The organism is Pseudomonas flavocrustae, assembly GCF_029872515.1.
Taxonomy (GTDB): domain Bacteria; phylum Pseudomonadota; class Gammaproteobacteria; order Pseudomonadales; family Pseudomonadaceae; genus Chryseomonas; species Chryseomonas aestiva.
This window is the reverse complement of sequence record NZ_JAPDIQ010000007.1, coordinates 107,161-127,521: the sequence shown is the minus strand read 5'-3', so window position 1 is coordinate 127,521 and position 20,361 is coordinate 107,161. Positions and strand designations below refer to the sequence as shown.

At 68.0% G+C, this 20,361-nt stretch carries 15 protein-coding genes; 6 read left to right on the top strand and 9 right to left on the bottom strand.

Annotated elements, in window-relative coordinates; genetic code table 11:
• Nucleotides 1-584: 584 nt before the first annotated feature.
• Entirely contained in the window at nucleotides 585-2,522 is a 1,938-nt protein-coding gene (locus OMP44_RS16475) for an autotransporter domain-containing SGNH/GDSL hydrolase family protein (protein ID WP_273861651.1), read from the top strand.
• Between the two features lie 52 nt (nucleotides 2,523-2,574).
• Here OMP44_RS16475 and OMP44_RS16470 read toward each other — a convergent pair whose 3' ends face one another.
• The 5 genes from OMP44_RS16470 to OMP44_RS16450 all read right to left on the bottom strand — a co-directional run bounded on the left by OMP44_RS16470 (nucleotide 2,575) and on the right by OMP44_RS16450 (nucleotide 9,190).
• A complete protein-coding gene (locus OMP44_RS16470) occupies nucleotides 2,575-4,899 on the bottom strand; it encodes a putative bifunctional diguanylate cyclase/phosphodiesterase (protein ID WP_280309752.1) in 2,325 nt (774 codons plus the stop codon).
• Nucleotides 4,886-5,935, bottom strand: coding sequence for a polyamine ABC transporter substrate-binding protein (locus tag OMP44_RS16465; protein ID WP_273861653.1), 1,050 nt, complete (start codon nucleotides 5,933-5,935; stop codon nucleotides 4,886-4,888). The genes OMP44_RS16470 and OMP44_RS16465 overlap by 14 nt, the downstream gene beginning before the upstream one ends.
• Nucleotides 5,936-6,084: 149 nt before the next feature.
• Nucleotides 6,085-6,714: a phosphatase PAP2 family protein gene (locus OMP44_RS16460; protein WP_133860509.1), complete on the bottom strand. Its 630-nt coding sequence runs from the start codon at nucleotides 6,712-6,714 to the stop codon at nucleotides 6,085-6,087.
• Between the two features lie 170 nt (nucleotides 6,715-6,884).
• Nucleotides 6,885-8,075 (bottom strand): methionine adenosyltransferase, encoded by a 1,191-nt coding sequence (gene metK, locus OMP44_RS16455; protein ID WP_064307819.1) that lies wholly within the window; start codon nucleotides 8,073-8,075, stop codon nucleotides 6,885-6,887.
• A gap of 116 nt (nucleotides 8,076-8,191) precedes the next feature.
• Nucleotides 8,192-9,190 carry an ArsR/SmtB family transcription factor gene (locus tag OMP44_RS16450; RefSeq protein ID WP_133860510.1) on the bottom strand — a complete coding sequence of 333 codons (999 nt, stop codon included), beginning with the start codon at nucleotides 9,188-9,190 and terminating at the stop codon, nucleotides 8,192-8,194.
• Nucleotides 9,191-9,403: 213 nt separating this feature from the next.
• On the opposite strand from OMP44_RS16450, the gene OMP44_RS16445 reads away from it, so the two are divergent.
• The 5 genes from OMP44_RS16445 to tkt all read left to right on the top strand — a co-directional run bounded on the left by OMP44_RS16445 (nucleotide 9,404) and on the right by tkt (nucleotide 14,990).
• Nucleotides 9,404-10,045, top strand: a complete 642-nt coding sequence (locus OMP44_RS16445) for a paraquat-inducible protein A (RefSeq protein ID WP_133860511.1) — start codon at nucleotides 9,404-9,406, stop codon at nucleotides 10,043-10,045.
• A complete protein-coding gene (locus OMP44_RS16440) occupies nucleotides 10,042-10,683 on the top strand; it encodes a paraquat-inducible protein A (protein WP_133860512.1) in 642 nt (213 codons plus the stop codon). The genes OMP44_RS16445 and OMP44_RS16440 overlap by 4 nt, the downstream gene beginning before the upstream one ends.
• The gene (locus OMP44_RS16435) at nucleotides 10,667-12,313 is read left to right on the top strand and encodes a PqiB family protein (protein WP_133860513.1); all 1,647 of its coding nucleotides are present in this window, start codon (nucleotides 10,667-10,669) and stop codon (nucleotides 12,311-12,313) included. Before OMP44_RS16440 ends, OMP44_RS16435 begins: the two co-directional genes overlap by 17 nt.
• The gene (locus OMP44_RS16430) at nucleotides 12,310-12,909 is read left to right on the top strand and encodes a PqiC family protein (RefSeq protein WP_273861654.1); all 600 of its coding nucleotides are present in this window, start codon (nucleotides 12,310-12,312) and stop codon (nucleotides 12,907-12,909) included. The genes OMP44_RS16435 and OMP44_RS16430 overlap by 4 nt, the downstream gene beginning before the upstream one ends.
• An 83-nt stretch (nucleotides 12,910-12,992) precedes the next feature.
• Nucleotides 12,993-14,990 (top strand): transketolase, encoded by a 1,998-nt coding sequence (tkt, locus tag OMP44_RS16425; RefSeq protein WP_133860515.1) that lies wholly within the window; start codon nucleotides 12,993-12,995, stop codon nucleotides 14,988-14,990.
• Between the two features lie 69 nt (nucleotides 14,991-15,059).
• Here the strand turns inward: tkt and OMP44_RS16420 are convergent, their stop codons facing one another.
• The 4 genes from OMP44_RS16420 to nrdF form a co-directional block, all read right to left on the bottom strand.
• A complete protein-coding gene (locus OMP44_RS16420; RefSeq protein WP_273861655.1) occupies nucleotides 15,060-16,925 on the bottom strand; it encodes a type VI secretion system Vgr family protein in 1,866 nt (621 codons plus the stop codon).
• A gap of 117 nt (nucleotides 16,926-17,042) precedes the next feature.
• On the bottom strand, nucleotides 17,043-17,549 hold the full coding sequence (locus tag OMP44_RS16415; RefSeq protein WP_133860516.1) for a methylated-DNA--[protein]-cysteine S-methyltransferase: 507 nt from the start codon (nucleotides 17,547-17,549) through the stop codon (nucleotides 17,043-17,045).
• Nucleotides 17,546-19,084, bottom strand: coding sequence for a DNA-3-methyladenine glycosylase 2 (locus tag OMP44_RS16410; RefSeq protein WP_273861656.1), 1,539 nt, complete (start codon nucleotides 19,082-19,084; stop codon nucleotides 17,546-17,548). Before OMP44_RS16410 ends, OMP44_RS16415 begins: the two co-directional genes overlap by 4 nt.
• 296 nt (nucleotides 19,085-19,380) lie before the next feature.
• Nucleotides 19,381-20,361, bottom strand: a complete 981-nt coding sequence (nrdF, locus tag OMP44_RS16405) for a class 1b ribonucleoside-diphosphate reductase subunit beta (RefSeq protein WP_280309743.1) — start codon at nucleotides 20,359-20,361, stop codon at nucleotides 19,381-19,383.

The window sequence follows — 20,361 nt, the reverse complement described above, 5'->3', positions numbered from 1 at the left end:
GTAGCGTGGAAAACGGCGCAGCCTTTTCCACTGGGGTTCGCCGCCAGAGAGCCCTCACCCCAACCCTCTCCCCGGGGGAGAGGGGGCTATCCGAGCGGGCGCTCAGCGTCATTGCCCCGGAGAAAATCTTAGCGTGGAAAACGGCGCAGCCTTTTCCACTGGGGTTCGCCGCCAGAGAGCCCTCACCCCAACCCTCTCCCCGGGGGAGAGGGGGCTATCCGAGCGGGCGCTCAGCGTCATTGCCCCGGAGAAAATCGTAGCGTGGAAAACGGCGCAGCCTTTTCCACTGGGGATTCGCCGCCAGAGAGCCCTCAGCCCAACCCTCTCCCCGGGGGAGAGGGGGCTATTCGAACGGGTGCTCAGCGTCGTCGCCCCCACGAGCGCTGCCGCTGGTTAGCAGCAGACTCGACGGTCATGGCGGGCCGCCCTGGTCGAACTATCGACAGCCGTCTGGCATGCCGTCCAGACGGCATGAACGTCCTGCAAGTTTTTGTTCACACCCAGATACAACGTCACAAAAACCGTCTAGCGTGGGGCTACACGCCCTGACGCGTGCTCCGATAACAACAATCAAGGATGCAGGCATGACATCTTTTCTCCGGCAACGCCTGCCGCTGGCCATCGCCCTGGCCACGGCGCTCGCGGCAACCGCCCAGGCGGCTCCCAATCCCTACAGTGGCTTCACCGTGTTCGGCGACAGCCTGCTCGATGCCGGGCAGTTTCCCGACACCGGGGTCAATGGTGCCAGCCTCAGATTCACCAACCGTGTCGGGCCGGGCTACAGCCCGGCCAGCGGCGCGGTGACCGGACCGGTGTCCTCGATGCTGCTCGGCCAGCAACTGGGCTTCGATGTCCGTACCCTGGACGCCTCCACCTCGCTGATCAATCAGCGGATCGGCCTGAGCGATGGCGACAACTGGGCCACGGGCGGCTACACCACGGCGCAGATCCGCGACTCCATCACCGCTCGCAACGGCTCGGTGGTGGCGGTGGGTGGCCTGACCCTGCGCAGCCGGGACGGCTACCTGCCCGGACTTGCCAGCCAGGGCCTGAGTCTGGATCCCAATACCCTGTTCTACATCAGCGGCGGGGGTAACGACTTCCTCCAGGGACTGGTCACCTCGCCGGCCACCGCGGCAGCCGCGGCCAATCGCCTGGGTGACGGCGTCGCTGCGCTGCAGCAGGCCGGCGCCCGCTACATGGTGGTCTGGCTGCTGCCCGACATCGGCCAGACCCCGGCCCTGGCCGGTTCGCCGCAACAGGCGGCCAGCTCGGCCCTGAGCCGGGTCTACAACCAGGCGCTGGTGGCGCGCCTGGCCGGCATCGACGCCCAGATCATCGGCCTCAACGTGCCCCAGCTGCTGGCCGAGGTGGTGGCCGAACCGGGGCGCTATGGCCTGGCCAGCGGGCAGAATCTGACCGGCACCTGCTTCAGCGGCGACAGCTGCACCCGCAATGCCACCTATGGCCTGGGCGCGGCGGCGGCCGATCCCAGCCAGCTGCTGTTCAACGATCGCGTCCACCCGACCATCACCGGTCAGCGGCTGATCGCCGACTACGCCTATTCGCTGCTGGCCGCACCCTGGGAGGTCACCCTGCTGCCGGAGATGGCCCAGTCCACCCTCAGGGCGCATCAGGACGGCCTGCACCAGCGCTGGCTGGGCGACTGGCATGCCTGGCAGCCGGTGGGACGCTGGCAGGGCTATGTGGATACCAGCGCGCGGCGCCTGGACGTCGACGACCAGCGCAGCACTGCCGGCGGCGATGGCAACGGCTACAGCCTGGACCTGGGCGGCAGCTATCGACTCAGCGAGGAATGGCGCCTCGGTGTCGCCGCCGGGGTCGCACGGCAACACCTGGAACCCGGTGCGGCCGATTCCGACTATCGCCTCAACAGCTATCTGCTCAGCGCCTTCGCCCAGTACCAGGGCGAGCGCCTCTGGGGCGATCTCACCGCCACCGGCGGACGGCTGGACTACGACGACCTCAGCCGGCGCTTTGCGCTTGGCCCGACCACCCGCAGCGAGCAGGGCGATACCGACGGCGATCTGCGCGCCCTCTCGGCGCGCCTGGGGTACGACCTGGCAGCGGCCGGCAGTCCCTGGCACCTGAGTCCCTATCTCAGCGCCGACTATGCCCGTGTCCAGGTGGACGGCTACCGGGAGCGCGGCAACGACGCCACGGCGCTGGAATTCGACGACCAGTCGAGCACCTCGCGGCGACTGGGGCTGGGCCTGCAGAGCCGCTGGCAACTCGCACCGGCCACGGCGCTGTTCGCCGATCTGGGCCGCGAGCGGGAATTCGCCGACGGCACTCGCGATGTGACCATGCGCCTGAACAGCGTGCCGGGTCTGGACTACACCCTGGACGGCTACCAGCCCGACAGCGACCGCACCCGCCTGAGTCTGGGCGTGGTCCAGCGGCTGACGCCGGAGCTGACCCTGCGCGGCGGCTACAGCTATGCCGGTGCGGGCGATACCCACCAGCAGGGCGTGGGCCTGGGCCTGTCGCTGGACTTCTAAGCGCAGCTCCACCTGGTAGCGCTCGCTGACCTTGCGCCAGTGAGCGTTATCCCTAGACCCGGCTGGGATCGCCCAGGCGCTGGCGCTGCCAGTCGCGCAACTCGTCCAGACGCCGCGGCGGGCACACCAGAAAACCCTGCAGGAGATCGCACCCGGCCTGTTCCAGGCAGAGCTGCTTGAGTTCGGTGTCCACGCCCTCGGCGATCACCTGGGCATCGCGGGAATGGCAGAAGGCGATGAGCGCAACCAGGCTGGCCTGGTTGCCGGGTTGGCTGAGGCGCTCGACGATGAGCCGGTCAAACTTGATGGTGTCGGCGGGATAGTCGGTGACCTGCTGGATGGAGGTGTAGCCCACGCCGAAATCGTCGATGGCCACGCGAAAGCCCTCGGCGCGCAATTCGTGCAGCAGTCCCAGGGTCCGCTCGTTCAACTCGGCGGCGAAGGTCTCGGTGAATTCCAGTTCCAGGTGGGCCGGATCGACGCCGTGGTGGCGCACCCGCTCGCGCAGATAGGGCACGATGTCGGCCTGATCCAGTTGCGCGGAAGACAGGTTGACGGACAGCACCAGGTCGGTACCCAGTACCTCTTGCAGCGCGGGATATTCGCGGCAGGCCTGGTCCACGACCCAGCGATCGATCCAGCGGAAATGTCCCTGGCGCTCGGCGATGGGGATGAACTCCGCAGGCGACACGGCGCCGAGGCGGGGCGAATTCCAGCGCAGCAGGGTCTCGGCGGAGCGTACCTGGCCGGCACTGTCCACCGCCGGCATGTAGACCAGGTGAAACTCCTCGTCCGGGTTGAGGTGCCGCAGGTATTCGTCCAGCAGATCCTGGCGGCGCTGGCGCGCGGCCAGCTCCGGAGTGAAATGCACCAGGCGATTGCCGCCTTCGTTCTTGGCCCGCTCCAGGGCCAGATCGGCCTGGGCCAGCAGGTCGGCCAGGTCCAGCGGCGCCTCGGGGGTCGCCAGGCCGATGCTCAGGGTCACCGCATAGCGGCGTTCGCCCACCAGGGTGCCGTTGTCATGGTTCTGCTGCAGCTGCTGGCCCAGGGCGAGGGCATCGGTCGCCGCTGCCGGGCCACGTAGCAGGATGGCGAATTCATCGCCCGCCAGGCGGGTAAACACCAGCTCGTTGTCTGCCTGATAGGCCTCAAACTGTTGCTGGGTCTGCCGGGCGACGGCCTGCAGCAGTTCATCGCCCACCTCGTGGCTGAATCTGTCGTTCACCGACTTGAAATGGTCCAGGCCGAAATAGAGCAGGGCGATACGACGACCGTCCGGCTTGCCCGCCAGCCAGGATTCGCCCATGAGCTGGAAATAGCGGCGGTTGCCGATCTGGGTGAGGACGTCGGTGCGCAAGGCCGTGCGCAATTGCGCCAGGATGGCCAGGTTGTTGTCGTGCAGGCGCTTCATGTTGGCACCCAGGTGACCGATCTCGCCGGGTTCGTCGCCGGTTTCGAGCGCCTGGCGCTGGCCTTCCAGGACTTCCGTGAGCTGGCTGTCCAGGCGGGCGATGGGCCGGGTGATGTAGCGGCGGATCAGCACGATCAGCACCAGGATGCAGGCCAGGGTCACCAGCAGGCCGCCGCTGAAGTAGGCGATCGCCAGGCGGCGCAACTCCTTGTCCAGGCGTCCCGGGTCTGGGGTCAGGCGTACATAGAGATCAGGCGACAGCCGCTCGATGGCACTGAAGTCGCGGGTGCGGGTAGGCGGTGTCCGGCTGAATTCCAGGGGGGCGCCATAGCTCTGTTCCAGACTGCGGCGCAGGGCCTCCATCCGGTCCGGGCTGACCGCCAGCTGCAGTGTCATCGCCAGGCCGCGCTGTCCCGGCAGGGGTGGTCCGGCGGTGCTCGGCAGCAGCGAGGTGGTCGCCACCAGCAGTGAACGCCCCTGCTCGTCGAGCAGATAGTCGCGTCGTTCCAGCGGACCGTTCGGCTCCCGCGCCAGGCGTGCGAGCAACTGGCGCTGGACGCCGCTCAACTGGGCGAAGGGATCGCCGCTGCGCTCGTAGTAGTAGGCCAGGCTGAGATCGGGGCGGGCGATCGCCAGGGAGATGTGGCTGGGTGCATCGTCGCCGGCCAGCTGGCGCACCGCCAGTTGCAGCTGGGTACCCAGGGCTTCGTTGCGATAGGGCACCTCGGTCTGCCGCAGGAAGTTGCCCAGGGCGGCGCTGTTGGACAGGGCATAGAGCAGGTTGCGGCTGAAGTGATCGTACTCGCGATAGGTGGTTTCCAGCGCCGCCAGATCGTGGTTGAGCCGCGAACGTTCGAGGCCGATCACCGCCTCGCGCTGCACCGTGTAGCCCAGCCCCACCAGGGTCAGGCTGCAGAGCAGGGCGACCGGCAGGATCAGCAGCAGGGCGCGCCTATTGAGCGTCATGGCGACCTACCAAAGCGCTGCCGATGCGTTGCCGGGTCTGGAAGGTGTCGGGTGGACCTTCACGAAAGACTTGGCTGCGAGCAAGCACGTCGTCGGGGGGGAACAGGCTGGGATCCTGGCGCAGGTCTGCCGGCAGCAGGCGCAGGGCGCCGGCGTTGGGGGTCGCCAGGTACAGTTCCTCGGTCGCCAGCACGGCATTGCGCGGCTCGTTTAGGAAATCAATGAAGCGCCAGGCGGCCGCCTGGTGCCGGGAGTTGCTGAGCAGGGCCACGCAGTCCACCCATAGCAGGCTGCCTTCGCGGGGCGTGACGAAGCGCCAGGGCTGTCCGGGGGTCGCGGCATTGAGCAGGTGCTGGTCGCCGCTGTAGCCCAGGGCCAGCTCGATGCGATCGCTGTAGGCCGGATTGTGCAGGGCGCTGACCACGTACTGATAGGTCAGCACCGCCGGGGCCTGAGCCTTGAGCAGGGCGAAGCTGCGTCGGAGCAGCTCGGGATCGTCGCTGTTGATGGCGGCGCCCAGGGTGATCAGGGGGGCGACCAGCAGATCGTCGTGGTCTTCGAGCATGGCGATACGACCGTGCAGGGCCGGCTCCGGCTGCAGCAGCGGCTGCCAGGAAGAAGGCGCCTGGGCCAGGCGATCGCTGCGATAGAGCAGACCCAGGGTGCCCCAGACGTAGGGCACGGCATAGTCGCCGCAACTCTGGCGCCAGCGCGGATCGAGCTCGCGCAGATGCGGCAGGCGCTGAGGGTCGATGCGGGTCAGCAGGCCGTCCTGGCCGAGGCGGGTGGCGCTGACCTCGTTGATCACCACCAGGTCGAGATCGACATCGCCGCGCGCCAGGGTCGCGTCGCGCACGTCACTGCTGTCGAAATGGATTTCCTGCACGGTGGGATGGGCCTTGGCCCAGCGCTGCAGCAGGGTGTCGCTGAAGTAGCCTTCCCAGGTATAGAGCCGCAAGGGCTCGGCAGCCGCCACGGGTGACGCGGGCAGCCCGGTAAGCACCAGGCTGCAGACAAGGGGGAGGCAGTAGCGCATGCGGACGACTCGGCGGCAAGGACTGACTTAACTAGGAGGGGCCGAAAGGCCCTGGCGTTCACCCCGGGAACGTCGGGGCTTCTGCCAGTCTAGGAGTCCGCTGGGTATTCGCCAGCCGCGGGCCGTCTATTGCAGGTGCTGGGCCTTGCTCAGTTCTGCAGCGGTGCCACGCCGGCACGCTGATGGGCGCGGGTCCAGGGCTTCTGCTCGTCGGCGAATTTCACCGCCAACCGCTCCAGCACCCGTTGCGTCGGGGCGTTGGTGCCATGCAGCAGCAACAGGGGCAACAGCAGCAGGCTGGCGCCCAGCGCGGCCTGGCGCGGTCTGAGGTTGACCTCCTGGCCCCGCAGCAGCCACAGCAGGCTGCCGCTGGCGGCATAGCCGATGGGCAGGCCGGTCACCACTTCCGAGATCGAGTGATAGCCCAGCACCACCCGCGAGACGGCGATGAGCAGGGCACAGAGCGCGCCGAGGGCGGCTGCGCTCAGCCGCAGCGACGGCCGCGCCCGGCTGGCCAGCAGCCAGCCGAGGACCGGCAGCACGCTGCCAACCAGCATGGAGTGGCCGCTGAAGCCGGTGAAGTCCAGGCGGGGGATGCCCAGGCCCCAGCCGAAGAAGGCGATCTTCGACAGGGCAACGCTGAGCCCGGCGGCACCAAACAGCAGCAGCCAGAGCAGTGCCGCCCGTGCGGACAGACCGGCCAGCAGCCAGAGCGCGATCAGCACGGCGCAGGGAAGCATCACCGAAGAATCGCCGAAGTTGGTGATGAACAGCCACATGGATAAGCAGACTCCTGGGGAAGACGAGGCATTCTGACCATCAGATGCCCAGAGGTTGCATCGCGCGTGCCAGGCTGTGGACTGGCGCAAGAAAGCGCTGGGATCCCGCGTGCAGACCCAGAAAAAAGCCCCGGCACCAGCGGTGGCGGGGCTGTTTGCCGGGAGGCGGGTTACAGGCCGGCGGCGGCGCGCAGGGCGGCGGCGCGGTCGGTGCGTTCCCAGGTGAAGGTGGTGAAGGTGTCGTCGCCCACGGTGACTTCCTGCGGGTGGCGGCCGAAGTGACCATAGGCCGCGGTGGCCTGGTACATCGGGTGCAGCAGGTCGAGCATGGTGGTGATGGCGTAGGGGCGCAGGTCGAAATGCTCGCGCACCAGCTGCACGATCTTCTCGTCGCTGATCTTGGCGGTGCCGAAGGTGTTGATCGAGATGGAGGTGGGCTGGGCCACGCCGATGGCGTAGGACACCTGGATCTCGCAACGATCGGCCAGGCCGGCGGCGACGATGTTCTTGGCCACGTAGCGACCGGCGTAGGCGGCGCTGCGGTCGACCTTGGACGGGTCCTTGCCGGAGAAGGCGCCACCGCCGTGACGGGCCATGCCGCCGTAGCTGTCGACGATGATCTTGCGGCCGGTCAGACCGCAGTCACCCACCGGGCCGCCAATGATGAACTGGCCGGTCGGGTTGATGTGGAACTGGGTGTCCTTGTGCAGCAGCTCGGCGGGGATGACGTGCTTGACGATCAGCTCCATCACGGCTTCGCGCAGGTCGGCGTACTTGACCTCGGGATTGTGCTGGGTGGACAGCACGATGGCGTCGATGCCGACCACCTTGCCGCCTTCGTAGCGGCAGGTCACCTGGGACTTGGCGTCCGGACGCAGCCAGGGCAGCAGGCCCGACTTGCGTGCCTCGGCCTGACGCTCCACCAGGCGGTGGGAGAAGGTGATGGGCGCGGGCATCAGTACATCGGTCTCGTTGCAGGCATAGCCGAACATCAGGCCCTGGTCGCCGGCGCCCTGGTCTTCCGGCTTGCTGCGATCGACGCCCTGGGCGATATCCACCGACTGCTTGCCGATGATGTTGACGATGCCGCAGGTGGCGCCGTCGAAGCCCACGTCCGAGCTGTCGTAGCCGATGTCGACGATGACGTCGCGCACCAGTTGCTCCAGGTCGACCCAGGCGGAAGTGGTGACCTCACCGGCGACAATGGCCACACCGGTCTTGACCAGGGTCTCGCAGGCCACGCGGGCGTGCTTGTCCTGGGTGATGATGGCGTCGAGCACGGCATCGGAGATCTGGTCGGCGATCTTGTCCGGATGGCCTTCGGACACGGACTCGGAGGTGAACAGGGAATATTCGCTCATCGAATGGTTCCTAAATTACCAGGGGGTAGGGGCCCGCAGGCCGGTCGAGACAGCAGTTTCCTTGCTGGACATGACGCCCTTGAGCGTCGGGTCCGCCCGCCACTGGCCGGTTGGCCTCATGACGGGGTGTTTCCCTGATCCGGGCGCGCGAACTGACGCACCTGGATCTGAAAGCCGTTGCGCAGGCCCAGGTAGAGGCTTTCGCCCGCCTGCAGGCCGGCGGCCTGGGCCCAGCGCGCCAGTTCGTCCTGGTCGAAGCCGAGCCAGAGATCGCCACAGGCCGCGCGTGCCCAGGTCTGGTCGTGGGGGCAGAGGTCGGTGATCACCAGGCTGCCACCCGGCGCCACGCGCCGGGCCAGTTGCTGCAGGGCTTCCGCCGGTGCGGCCAGATGGTGCAGGACCATGTTGAGGACCACGCAGTCGGCCGCGGGCAGCGGCTCGGCGAGGGCGTCGGCCAGTTGCAGTTCGACATGGGCGAGACCGTCGCGCTGGCAGCGCTGACGCGCCAGTTCGAGCATGGCCGGGCTGTTGTCCACCGCCACCACCCGGGCGAAGCGCCGCGCCAGGTCCGGCAGGAAGGCGCCGTCGCCCGGGCCCACTTCCAGGGCGCAGCCGCGCGGATCCAGGGCCAGGGCGTCCAGCAGGCTGAGCAGGCCGTCGCGATACTGCGGCAGACTGGCGATGAGGTCCTGCTGGGCCTGGAATTTTTCCGCCACCCGGGCGAAGAAGTCGCGACTCACCGCCGCGCGCTGGGCATGCACCTCGCCGATCCGCGTCTGCACGGCGCCGGGCAGGGCCAGGCTGTCCACCTCTTCGAGCAGGGCGGCGTGCAGGGCGCCTCCCAGGCTGCCGGGACGCGGCAGGGCGCGGCGATAGAAGATGGCATTGCCCTCGCGGCGGGTGGCCACCAGCTGCGCCTGGGCCAGCACCTTGAGGTGGTGGCTGATGCCGGACTGGCCGGTGGCGAAGATCTGTGCCAGTTCCAGCACGCCGAAGGAGGCGCTGTGCAGGGCGCGCAGGACGTTCAGGCGCAGGGGATCGCCACCGGCCTTGCACAGGGCGGCGAGGGTGTCTCCTGGTTCCTGGCCGAGCGCCGGCACGCGTAGGGGATTCATGGGGCGCTAGTCTAGAGACCCGTCCCGGGCCTCGCAAGAAAAGCATCAAAAAGTTTTGATACTTGTCCGCAGCGGCTGGCCGCGCATACCTTCGCCGAGGAAGGTAAGATGCCCGGGCCTTTTGCTCAGCGGTCTTCGCGGCGTTGCGGTAACGACCGCGAGCCTCGCGCGTCCAACCTGCAGCCCCCTTCCAGGAGCGTCACCGGGTAACCCATGTCCGTCCAGCCACCATCTCCTTCCGCGCCTGCTGCCGGCACGCGCCTGGTGATCTGCGAGCACTGCGATTCGGTGCATCGCCTCGAACCCCTCGCGGTGGGTGAGCGGGCGCATTGTCTGCGCTGTGGCGCCTTGCTCTATCGCGCCAGCCGGCTGGATATCCAGGGTCTGCTGGCGCTGGCGATCGCCGCGGCGGTGCTGTTCGTGATCGCCAATGTCGGGCCGATCCTGCAACTCAGCTTTCGCGGCCTGCACAGCGAGGCGACCCTGCTGGAATCGGTGGTCGCCATGAGTCGCGGCTTCGCCGGACCCATGGCGCTGGTGGTGGCCATGACCCTGTTCGTGGTGCCGCTGCTGCAGATCGTCCTGCTGCTCTGGGTGCTCGGCTTCGCCCAGCTCGGCCGCCGCGCGCCCGGCTTCGCCACGGCCATGGTCACCCTGCATTACCTGCGGCCCTGGAGCATGATCGAGGTCTTCGTGCTCGGCGCCCTGGTGGCGGTGATCAAGCTCGCCGGGCTGCTGCACGTGGTGGTGGGCCTGGGGCTGTTCGGCATGGTCGGGCTGATGGTGGTCCTGCTGATCATCGCCAAGCGCGACCTGCACCCGCTGTGGGACGCCGTCGGGGAGCGCGAGCCGTGACCGCGCCCCAGCTGCCGCCGCGCGCCGACGAACTCGGCCTGTGCCTCTGCCACGTCTGCGGCAAGGTCTGCAGCGCGCCACGCCGGCACAAGGCCGGCTGTCCGCGCTGCGGCTCGGCGCTGCACCGGCGCAAGCCGAACGTCTATGCCAAGACCTGGGCCTATCTGCTCGCCGCGCTGATCCTCTATATCCCGGCCAATACCCTGCCGGTGATGTTCACCGGTACCCTGGGCCGCGGTACGGAAAGCACCATCCTCGAAGGGGTGATCGAATTCTGGGAGAACGGCTCCTGGGGCGTCGCCCTGGTGATCTTCATCGCCAGCGTGGCGGTGCCCTCCATCAAGTTTCTGGTGCTCGGCACCCTGCTGGTGACCTGCCAGCGCCGCAGCGACTGGGCCACCGCCCAGCGTGCCCGGCTCTATCGCTTCGTCGAGCTGATCGGCTACTGGTCGATGCTCGACGTGATCGTGGTGGCCCTGGTCTCGGCGCTGGTGCACTTCGGTGCCCTGAGTTCGGCGGCGCCGCGCCTGGGTATCGTGTTCTTTGGTTTCGTGGTGGTGCTGACGATGCTCGCCGCGATGAGTTTCGATCCCCGCTTGATCTGGGATGCAGAGGTGAACGATGACGGACAGGCATGAACCCGACGCCCTGGCGCCTACCCCCGAGGTACGCCGCAGTCGCTGGAGCGTATCGCTGATCTGGCTGGTGCCCATCGTGGCGGCCCTGATCGGGCTGTCCATGGTGATCCACAGCTGGGCCTCGCGCGGTCCGACCATCACGGTGACCTTTCTCACCGCCGAGGGCCTGGAAGCCGGCAAGACCCAGGTCAAGTACAAGAACGTGGTGATCGGCACCGTCAGCGACATCCAGCTGGCGCCGGATCGCAACCGGGTGATCACCACCATCGAGCTGGAAAAGTCCGCCGAGGGCTTCGCCACCAAGGACGCCCGCTTCTGGGTGGTGCGTCCGCGCTTCGGCGTCAATGGCGTCTCTGGGGTCGACACTCTGGTGTCGGGCGCCTTCATCGGCGCCGACATCGGCGATTCCAGCGAATCCCATCGCGACTTCCGCGGTCTGGAGCAGCCGCCGGCGCTGATCCACGGGGCCTCGGGCAAAAGATTCATCGTCACCGCCGACGACATCGGCTCGCTGGACGTCGGCTCGCCGGTCTATTACCGGCGCATCCAGGTCGGCCGGGTGGTGTCCTTCCACCTCAATCCGGATGGCAAGGGCGTCAGCGCCCAGGTCTTCATCGATTCGCCCTACGACCGCTTCGTCACCGCCAACAGCCGCTTCTGGAACGCCAGCGGGGTCGATGTCTCGCTCAGCGCCTCCGGGCTCAAGCTCAATACCCAGTCGCTGGCCACGGTGGTGGCGGGCGGCATCGCCTTCGTCACCCCCGAATGGCCGAAGGATCCGCAGGAGGCCCAGGAAGACCAGAGTTTCACCCTGTTCGACGACCAGACCAGCGCCCTGGCCCCGCCGGATGGCGAGCCCTTCTATGTACGGATGAGATTCCAGCAGTCGCTGCGCGGGCTGTCGACCGGAGCACCGGTGGAATTCCTCGGCATGAACGTCGGCCGGGTGGTGTCCCTGACCCCCGACTACGAGGACAGCCAGGATCGCTTCTCGCTGATCGTCGGCGCGGTCATCTATCCCCAGCGGCTGGGTGACGTCGGCAAGCGCATCGAGACCAAGGACCGCGACGGCAAGCTGTTCGCCGGCTGGGTGGCCCGTGGTCTGCGCGCCCAGGCCCGCACCGGCAACCTGCTGACCGGCCAGCTCTACATTTCCGTCGACTTCGTGCCCAATGCGCCCAAGGTGGCCTTCGATCCCCAGGCCAAGCCGCTGTCGATCCCCACCGTCACCGGCAGCTTCGATCGCCTGCAGGAGCAGATGGCCGGCATCGTCAACAAGATCGACAAGATTCCCTTCGATTCCATCGGCAAGAATCTCGACACCAGCCTGGCGCAGCTCAGCGGCACCCTCAAGCAGCTCAACGCCGGGGTCCTGCCGCAACTGACCACCACCCTGATGGGCGTGCAGCAGCTCACCGGCAGCGCCAGCCAGAGCCTGGGCGCCGATTCGCCGGTGCAGCAGAATCTGACCCAGACCCTCGAAGAGATGCAGCGCATGGCGCGTTCCCTGCGCGTGTTCGGCGACTACCTCGGCCGCCATCCGGAATCCCTGATCCGCGGTCTGGTGACCGATCCGCCGCCCAAGTTCGAGCCGGGCTCCCGCGATCCCGCCAAAGGAAAACTGCAATGAAGCGCCTGACCTGCCTGGCTCTGCCCCTGCTGCTGGCCGCCTGTTCGTCCAAGGCGCCGCTCAACTACCACACCCTGACCAGCGCCGCGGAACCCGCGTCCCAGGCGCGCACCGCGAATTTCCGCTTCGCCCTGCAAGGCGTCTCGGTCCCGCCGCAGGTGGATCAGCCGCAACTGGTGGTCCGCCAGGGCGACGGCATCGCCCTGCTGGAAAACGAACGCTGGATCGCGCCCCTGGCCGACGAGGTGCGCAGCGCCCTGTCCGCCGACCTGTCCCGGGACCTCGGTACCCTGGACCTGGGCGATGCCCCGCGCGGCAGCGGCGCCCCGGTGCTGCGCATCAAGGTGGATCTGCAGCGCTTCGATTCGCAGCCTGGGCGTGGCGTCCAGCAGGACGCGCTCTGGACCCTGCGCCTGGCCGAACCGGGCGGGGAGCGGGTGCTCACCTGTGGCAGCCGGATCAGCCAGCCCGCCGGCGGCTCCTATGCCGAGGTCGTGGCGGCGCACCGCCAGGCCCTGGCGACCCTGGCCAGGCGCATCGAACCGGTGGCACGCGCCTTCGTGGTCGACGGCGCCACGGTCTGCCCGGCGGGCTGAGGCGACCGCGCCGATTGCTGGAAGTGCCCTGGCTGGGCCAGAATAACGGCCCCTTCGCTCTGCCTCTGCCAGGAGACACCGCAATGCCCAGCCGTCGTGATCGAGCCAACGCCATCCGCGCCCTCAGCATGGATGCCGTGCAAAAGGCCAACAGTGGCCACCCCGGCGCCCCCATGGGCATGGCCGACATCGCCGAGGTGCTCTGGCACGATCAGCTCAAGCACAACCCTGGCAATCCCCTGTGGGCCGACCGCGACCGCTTCGTGCTGTCCAATGGCCACGGCTCCATGCTCATCTATTCGCTGCTGCACCTGTCCGGCTACGACCTGTCCATCGACGACCTGAAGAATTTCCGGCAGCTGCACAGCAAGACCCCGGGCCACCCCGAATACGGCTACGCCCCGGGTATCGAGACCACCACCGGCCCCCTGGGTCAGGGCATCGCCAACGCCGTGGGCTTCGCCCTGGCGGAAAAGGTCATGGCCGCCCAGTTCAACCGTGACGGCCACCGGATCGTCGACCACCACACCTACGCCTTCCTCGGCGATGGCTGCATGATGGAAGGCATCTCCCACGAGGTCTGCTCCCTGGCCGGCACCCTGGGCCTGTCCAAGCTGATCGCCTTCTACGACGACAACGGCATCTCCATCGATGGCGAGGTCGAAGGCTGGTTCACCGACGACACCCCCAAGCGCTTCGAGAGCTACGGCTGGCAGGTGATCCGCAACGTCGACGGCCATGACGCCGACGAGATCCAGACCGCCCTGGACACCGCGCGCAAGAGCGACAAGCCCACCCTGATCTGCTGCAAGACCGTGATCGGCTACGGCGCACCGCACAAGCAGGGCAAGGAAGAGTGCCACGGCGCGCCGCTGGGCAACGACGAGATCCAGGCCGCGCGCGAGCTGCTCGGCTGGGCCCATGCGCCCTTCGAGATTCCCGCCGACATCTATGCCGAGTGGAGCGCCAAGGAGCGCGGCGCCGCCGCCGAGGCCGAGTGGAACGAGCGGTTCGCCGCCTACGCCCAGGCCCATCCGCAACTGGCCGCCGAATTCAAGCGCCGCATGGCCGGTGACCTGCCCGCCGATTTCGCCGAGCGCGCCGCCGCCTTCATCCAGGACGTCGCCAGCAAGGGCGAGACCATCGCCAGCCGCAAGGCCAGCCAGAACGCCCTGCAGTTCTTTGGTCCGCTGCTACCCGAGCTGCTCGGCGGTTCCGCCGACCTGGCCGGCTCCAACCTGACCCTGTGGAAGGGCGCCCAGGGCGTCACCGCCGAAGACGCCAGCGGCAACTATGTCCACTACGGCGTGCGTGAATTCGGCATGAGCGCCATCATGAACGGCGTCGCCCTGCACGGCGGCCTGGTGCCCTACGGCGCCACCTTCCTGATGTTCATGGAATACGCCCGCAACGCGGTGCGCATGTCGGCACTGATGAAGCAGCGGGTGCTCTATGTCTTCACCCACGACTCCATCGGTCTCGGCGAAGACGGCCCCACCCACCAGCCGGTGGAGCAGCTGGCCTCGCTGCGCTACACCCCCAACCTGGACACCTGGCGTCCGGCCGACGCCGTGGAATCCGCCATCGCCTGGACCTCGGCCCTGGAGCGTCGCGACGGTCCCAGCGCGCTGATCTTCTCGCGCCAGAACCTGACCCACAGCGTGCGTGACGCCGCCACCCTGGGCAACGCCGCCCGTGGCGGCTACGTGCTCAAGGACTGCAACGGCGAACCCGAGCTGATCCTCATCGCCACCGGCTCCGAAGTCGGCCTGGCGGTGCAGGCCTATGACCGCCTGACCGCCGAAGGTCGCCAGGTGCGCGTGGTCTCCATGCCCAGCACCAGCGTCTTCGACCGCCAGAGCCCCGAGTACCGTCAGCAGGTCCTGCCGGTGGAAGTCGGCGCGCGCATCGCCATCGAGGCCGGCATCGCCGACTTCTGGTACAAGTACGTCGGTCTCGACGGTCGTATCATCGGCATGCACACCTACGGCGAATCCGCTCCGGCGGCGGCGCTGTTCGAGCACTTCGGCTTCACCCTGGACAATGTCCTGGCGGTGGCCGGCGAGTTGCTGGAAGACTGAGTCCTGTTGCGGTAATCCGAAAAGCCACGCCCAGGCGTGGCTTTTTTGTGTCCGCGATTCGGCACGCGCTCAGGGATTCACCCGGATGCTCGGGCCAGCCAGGGTGACCCCGCCGGCATCCAGCTGCACAAAGCTGCCGCCGGTCCTGAGGGTGAGGCGGGCGCCGGCTTCCAGGACGATCTTCTGGCCACTGTGCAGCCGGATCTCGCTACCGGCCTCGACCAGCAGGCTGCCGTCCAGCCGCAGATGCTGACTCGTGTTTATGTCCAGGTGGTCGTCGGCGCGCACCTCGGTGCGGCGTTCGCCCCGGGTGATGCGGTGTTCCTCGGCGTGGAAGGCGCTGTAGCTGTTGCCCCGGATGCGCTGATGGCGCTCGTGGCCGATCTCGCTGCGGTGGTCATGGCCGATGCGTTCGTCCCAGTCGCGCTGGGCATGCACATGGATTTCCTCCTGGCCCTGGCGATCCTCGCTGCGAATTTCGTTGTAGCCGTGGCCCCCGGGGCTGCTCAGCGTCTTGAAGGTGCTGCGGGTCTGGTCCCTGGGCGGTTCCAGCGGCGGCCGCTGCTCGGCGTGGTACAGGCAGCCGATCACCAGCGGCTGATCGGGATCGCCTTCGAGAAAGCCGACCAGTACCTCCATGCCGATCCGCGGCAGGCTCAGGGCGCCGTGGCCGTTACCGGCCCAGCCGCTGGCGACCCGCAGCCAGCAACTGCTGTGCTCATCCGCCTGGCCTTCGCGATCCCAGTGGAATTGCACCTTGATTCGGCCCAGGGCATCGCAGTGTATTTCCTCGCCGGTCGGTCCGGTGACCACGGCGCTCTGGGCGCCCAGCAGCCGGGGTTTGGGATGGCGCAGGGGCAGGCGGAAGGGCAGCGCCCACGGCCGCGCGACAAAGCTGTTGCGATAGCCCTGGGCGAAGCCGTCGGCCGGGATCCGGTCGGCAACGTCTTCCTCGAGGACCTGCGGCTGCCGGCCCTGGTGCTGGATCTCGGTCAACAGCCAGAGCTGATTCCAGTCGGCGCGCGGATGCTGTTCCAGCGGCAGGAAGTGCCCGCTCACCAGGCTGGGCTGGTCGCTCGTGCCCTGGGCCTGGAGGGCGTCGCCTCTCAGACGTTCCAGGCGCCGGCTGCTCAGGCGCTGCCCGCGTGCGCGATCGGTGAAGCGCCCGGGAAAGCCATAGTCCTCCAGCGCGGGCTGGGCCGCGGCGTCCGTACTGCTCTGCAGGCGCAGCCGAGGTTGCAGCGGATCATGAGCGCGCAGGAGGCTGGCGCTGCTGCGGATCTGCAGCGCGACCGCCAGGTGACTGATCGCGGGCTCGTCCGCCACCAGGCCGCTGCCGGGCCGATAGCGGGTGGCGCCCAGCTGCGCAAAGCTGGTGGCGTCATCGCCAAAGACCAGCACATGACCGTCGCGACGATGCTGGTGGTGAAAGTGCAGGCCCTCTTCCTCGCAGAGCCGGGTGAGAAAGGCCAGATCGCTCTCTCCGTACTGTACGCAGTAGGCGCGCGGCGGATAGCGCGTCGGTCCCAGGGCGAAGCGATAGTCGCCATCGAGGATGCCGTGCTCCTCGAGGAGCTGCGCGAGGATCTCGGGGACGCTGCGCCCCTGGAAGAGGCGGGAATTGACGCGGTGAGCCAACTGGGCCAGGCGTGGCACCAGCTCGGCGCGATAGCGGGTCAGGCGTCGACCGGAATCGCCCTGGGCCACGGCGGCGAGCTGGCCGTGGATGCCCCGGTCACCTGCACCCAGGGCGAGAAAGGCGGAGCGCTGCAACAGTGACTCCAGCGGCCAGTCCGGGCGCTCGCTGACCAGCTCGAGCTGGAAGCGATAGGGCTGGCCGATGGCTTCGTGGCCGTCGAAGGCGAGCACCTGGAAATCGTGGGCGACGCCGTCCAGCGTCAGGGTGAAGGTCGGGGCGTTGGCTGAGCTGGACATCGCATCGCATCCTTGCGAATGGAAAATTCCAGTTTGCGCTACAGAAGTGCACCGACTCAAGCGCTGGAAGGCGCATGCTAGAGCCTTTTATCAGCCAGGTTCTGGCGCGGTGGCGGGCTAGGACGCCGCGAAGAGATCCCGCGGCGCTGGCAAGGCGCCTTCCAGTTCCAACAGGAATTGCTTGGTCGGCAGGCCGCCACCAAAGCCGGTCAGGGCGCCGGACGCCCCTATCACCCGGTGGCAGGGCAGCACGATGGGCAACGGATTGCGCCCGTTGGCGGCGCCCACCGCGCGCATCGCCTGGGGCCGCCCTAGGTGGCTGGCGAGCTGACCATAGCTCCAGGTCTGGCCGTGAGGGATCTCCGCCAGGGCCTGCCAGACCGCCAGCTGGAAGGGGGTGCCGCGCGGTGCCAGCGGCAGCTCGAAGGTCTGACGCTGGCCGGCGAAATACTCGCCGAGCTGCGCGCGGGCCAGGTCGAGGATCGGATGGTCGGCGGCGCTCCAGCTGGCATCGCGCTTGGCCAGGTAGCGATTCTCGGGAAACTCCACCACGCGCAGGCCACTGTCGTCGGCGGCCAGGGTAAGCGTTCCTATGGGGCTGTCCAGCAGGCAGTAGGCGATCATCGGGGCGACTCCTTGGCGAGACGGGTGGGTACGGGTTCGGCGGGGGCGTCGGCAGGTGCCTTCCAGGTGGCCTCGCGCCAGACCTGCATCACCCCGTAGGCGCGCCAGGGTCGCCAGGCTTCGGCGCGGGCGTACAGGGCCTTGGCGGTCAGGCGCTCGCCGGGCGGCGCCAGGCGTTTCTGCAACACCAGGTCTTCCACCGGACAGGCATCGGGATGGGCGAGGGCGCGCAGGGCGATGTACTGGGCGGTCCAGGGACCTATGCCCTTGAGCGCGATCCAGCGCCGGGCAAAGTCGTCCAGGGTGCGCCCGGTGTCGAAGTCCACCTCGCCGGTACGCAAGGCCCGGGCCACCGTGCCGAGGGTACCGGCGCGGGCGCGGATCAGGCCGAGGCCGGTGAGGTCTTCCAGGGCGGCATCGGCCAGGGCCTCCACCGTGGGAAAGAAGTGGTGCAGACCGGCTGGCGGACGACTGGCCTCGTGGCCGGGCTCGCCCCAGGGCCGCCCGAAGCGCTGCACCACCCGGGCGGTCATGGTGGTGGCCGCCACCACGCTGACCTGCTGGCCGATGACGGCGCGCACGGCGATCTCGAAGCCATCCCAGCCGCTGGGCAGGCGCAGGCCGGGCCGGCGCGCCACCAGTTCGGCCAGGGTCGGGTCGACGGAAAGGCCCTGGGCGATGGCTTCGGGATCGGCGTCCAGATCGAACATGCGGCGGATGCGTGCCACTGCCGCCTGCAGTTCGCCGGGTGCGGCACCGTGCAATTCCAGGCGCAGCGCCGGCGTGTCGTCATCCCAGACCGAGACGCGCAGCCAGCCCGGCTGTTCGGGCGTGCCAATCACCCGGGCGTAGCTGGTGTCGTCCAGCACCTCCACTCCGGGCAGGGCGTGACCGCGAAGGAAATCCAGCTGGGCGGCAAAATCATAGGGCGGACGATAGGCCAGGCGCAGGACCAGCACCGGCGAAGCCGCGGCCTGGCCCTTGCGCACCTGGCTGGGGGCCAGGTCGTAGGCATCGCGAAAGGCGGTGTTGAAGCGTCTGAGACTGCCGAAGCCGGCGGCCAGGGCCACCTCGGTGATCGGCAGCCGGGTCTCGCTGAGCAATTGCTTGGCGAACAGCAGCCGGCGGGTGGTGAGCACCGCCAGGGGCGCGGCGCCCAGGCGCTCGACGAACAGCCGGCGCAACTGGCGTTCGCTGAGATCGAGGCGGGCGGCGAGGGCGGGCAGACCGCCTTCCTCCAGGCCTTCGTCCATCAGTCGCAGGGCACGCGCCAGGGTGGCGTCACCGCGTTGCCAGTGGCCGCCGGCAGGGGAGAGTTCCGGGCGGCATCTCAGGCAGGGGCGATAGCCGGCGGCCTCGGCGGCCGCGGCGCTGGGGTAGTAGCTGACGTTTTCCGGGCGTGGCGGTTGCGCCGGGCACACCGGTCGGCAGTAGATGCCGGTGGTGAGCACCGCGGTGTAGAACAGGCCATCGAAACGCGGGTCCCGCGCCAGGCGGGCGCGTTCGAAGGCGGGTATATCGGGGAAGGCGTTCATGGCGGCAGGTTAGCACCGCCAGGTAGCGGCGACTGGCCGTTTTCGGACGGGGCCGCTGAGGTAGAGAGCTATCGCGGTCGTGGGCGGGCGTCTGATAGAGCAGCTGTGCTATCGCGGCCATGGGCCGCTCCTACAAAAGCAGCGCTGCCCTGTAGGAGCGGCCCATGGCCGCGATAAGCCGTACTACTTATTAGCGTAGTAGCGTGGAAAACGGCGCAGCCTTTTCCACTGGGACTTTGTCGCGAGGGACGCCCTCTCCCCAAGGGAGAGGGGGCTTGCCGGAGCAGCGGGTTGGCTCAGAAATTCCAATCCTCGTCTTCGGTACTCACCGCCTTGCCAATGACATAGGACGAGCCCGAGCCGGAGAAGAAGTCGTGGTTCTCGTCGGCGCTGGGCGACAGGGCGGCGAGGATCGCCGGGCTGACGTCGGTCATGCTGCTGGGGAACAGCGCTTCGAAGCCCAGATTCATAAGCGCCTTGTTGGCGTTGTAGTGGAGGAATTTCTTCACGTCCTCGCTCCAGCCCACGCTGTCGTAGAGGTCCTCGGTGTAGGCCACCTCGTTGTCGTAGAGGTCCTGCAGCAGCTCGTAGGCGAAGTCCTTGACCTGCTGGCGGCGCTCCGGACTTTCCCTGGCCAGGGCCTGCTGGAATTTGTAGCCGATGTAATAGCCGTGCACCGCCTCGTCGCGAATGATCAGGCGGATCAGGTCGGCGGTATTGGTCAGCTTGGCGCGGCTGGACCAGTACATCGGCAGGTAGAAGCCCGAATAGAAGAGGAAGGACTCCAGGAAGACGCTGGCCACCTTGCGCAGCAGCGGGTCCTCGGCGTGGTAGCGCGCCAGGATCAGGTCGGCCTTGGTCTGCAGATAGGGATTCTCCTCGCTCCAGCGATAGGCCTCGTCCACATCCGGCGTCGAGCAGAGGGTGGAAAAGATCGAGCTGTAGGAGCGCGCATGGACCGCCTCCATGAAGCCGATGTTGGCGATCACCGCTTCCTCGTGGGGGGTGACGGCATCGGCCAGCAGGGTTGGCGCGCCCACGGCGTTCTGGATGGTGTCCAGCAGGGTCAGGCCGGTGAAGACGCGGATGGTCAGCTGCTGCTCCTTGGGCGTCAGGGTCGCCCAGGAGGGGATGTCGTTGGACAGCGGGATCTTTTCCGGCAGCCAGAAGTTGCCGGTCAGGCGGTTCCACACCTCCAGGTCCTTGTCGTCCTGGATGCGGTTCCAGTTGATGGCGTTGATGAGCTTCAGGCGCGGCGCGTTGACGGGTGCGTTCAT

Coding starts and splice junctions, on each gene's coding strand:
- OMP44_RS16470 (WP_280309752.1), bottom strand. CDS start 4,899: ATGACGCTCAATAGGCGCGCCCTGCTGCTGATCCTGCCGGTCGCCCTG.
- metK (WP_064307819.1), bottom strand. CDS start 8,075: ATGAGCGAATATTCCCTGTTCACCTCCGAGTCCGTGTCCGAAGGCCAT.
- OMP44_RS16475 (WP_273861651.1), top strand. CDS start 585: ATGACATCTTTTCTCCGGCAACGCCTGCCGCTGGCCATCGCCCTGGCC.
- OMP44_RS16445 (WP_133860511.1), top strand. CDS start 9,404: ATGTCCGTCCAGCCACCATCTCCTTCCGCGCCTGCTGCCGGCACGCGC.
- OMP44_RS16465 (WP_273861653.1), bottom strand. CDS start 5,935: ATGCGCTACTGCCTCCCCCTTGTCTGCAGCCTGGTGCTTACCGGGCTG.
- OMP44_RS16430 (WP_273861654.1), top strand. CDS start 12,310: ATGAAGCGCCTGACCTGCCTGGCTCTGCCCCTGCTGCTGGCCGCCTGT.
- OMP44_RS16435 (WP_133860513.1), top strand. CDS start 10,667: ATGACGGACAGGCATGAACCCGACGCCCTGGCGCCTACCCCCGAGGTA.
- nrdF (WP_280309743.1), bottom strand. CDS start 20,361: ATGAACGCACCCGTCAACGCGCCGCGCCTGAAGCTCATCAACGCCATC.
- tkt (WP_133860515.1), top strand. CDS start 12,993: ATGCCCAGCCGTCGTGATCGAGCCAACGCCATCCGCGCCCTCAGCATG.
- OMP44_RS16460 (WP_133860509.1), bottom strand. CDS start 6,714: ATGTGGCTGTTCATCACCAACTTCGGCGATTCTTCGGTGATGCTTCCC.
- OMP44_RS16415 (WP_133860516.1), bottom strand. CDS start 17,549: ATGATCGCCTACTGCCTGCTGGACAGCCCCATAGGAACGCTTACCCTG.
- OMP44_RS16420 (WP_273861655.1), bottom strand. CDS start 16,925: ATGTCCAGCTCAGCCAACGCCCCGACCTTCACCCTGACGCTGGACGGC.
- OMP44_RS16450 (WP_133860510.1), bottom strand. CDS start 9,190: ATGAATCCCCTACGCGTGCCGGCGCTCGGCCAGGAACCAGGAGACACC.
- OMP44_RS16410 (WP_273861656.1), bottom strand. CDS start 19,084: ATGAACGCCTTCCCCGATATACCCGCCTTCGAACGCGCCCGCCTGGCG.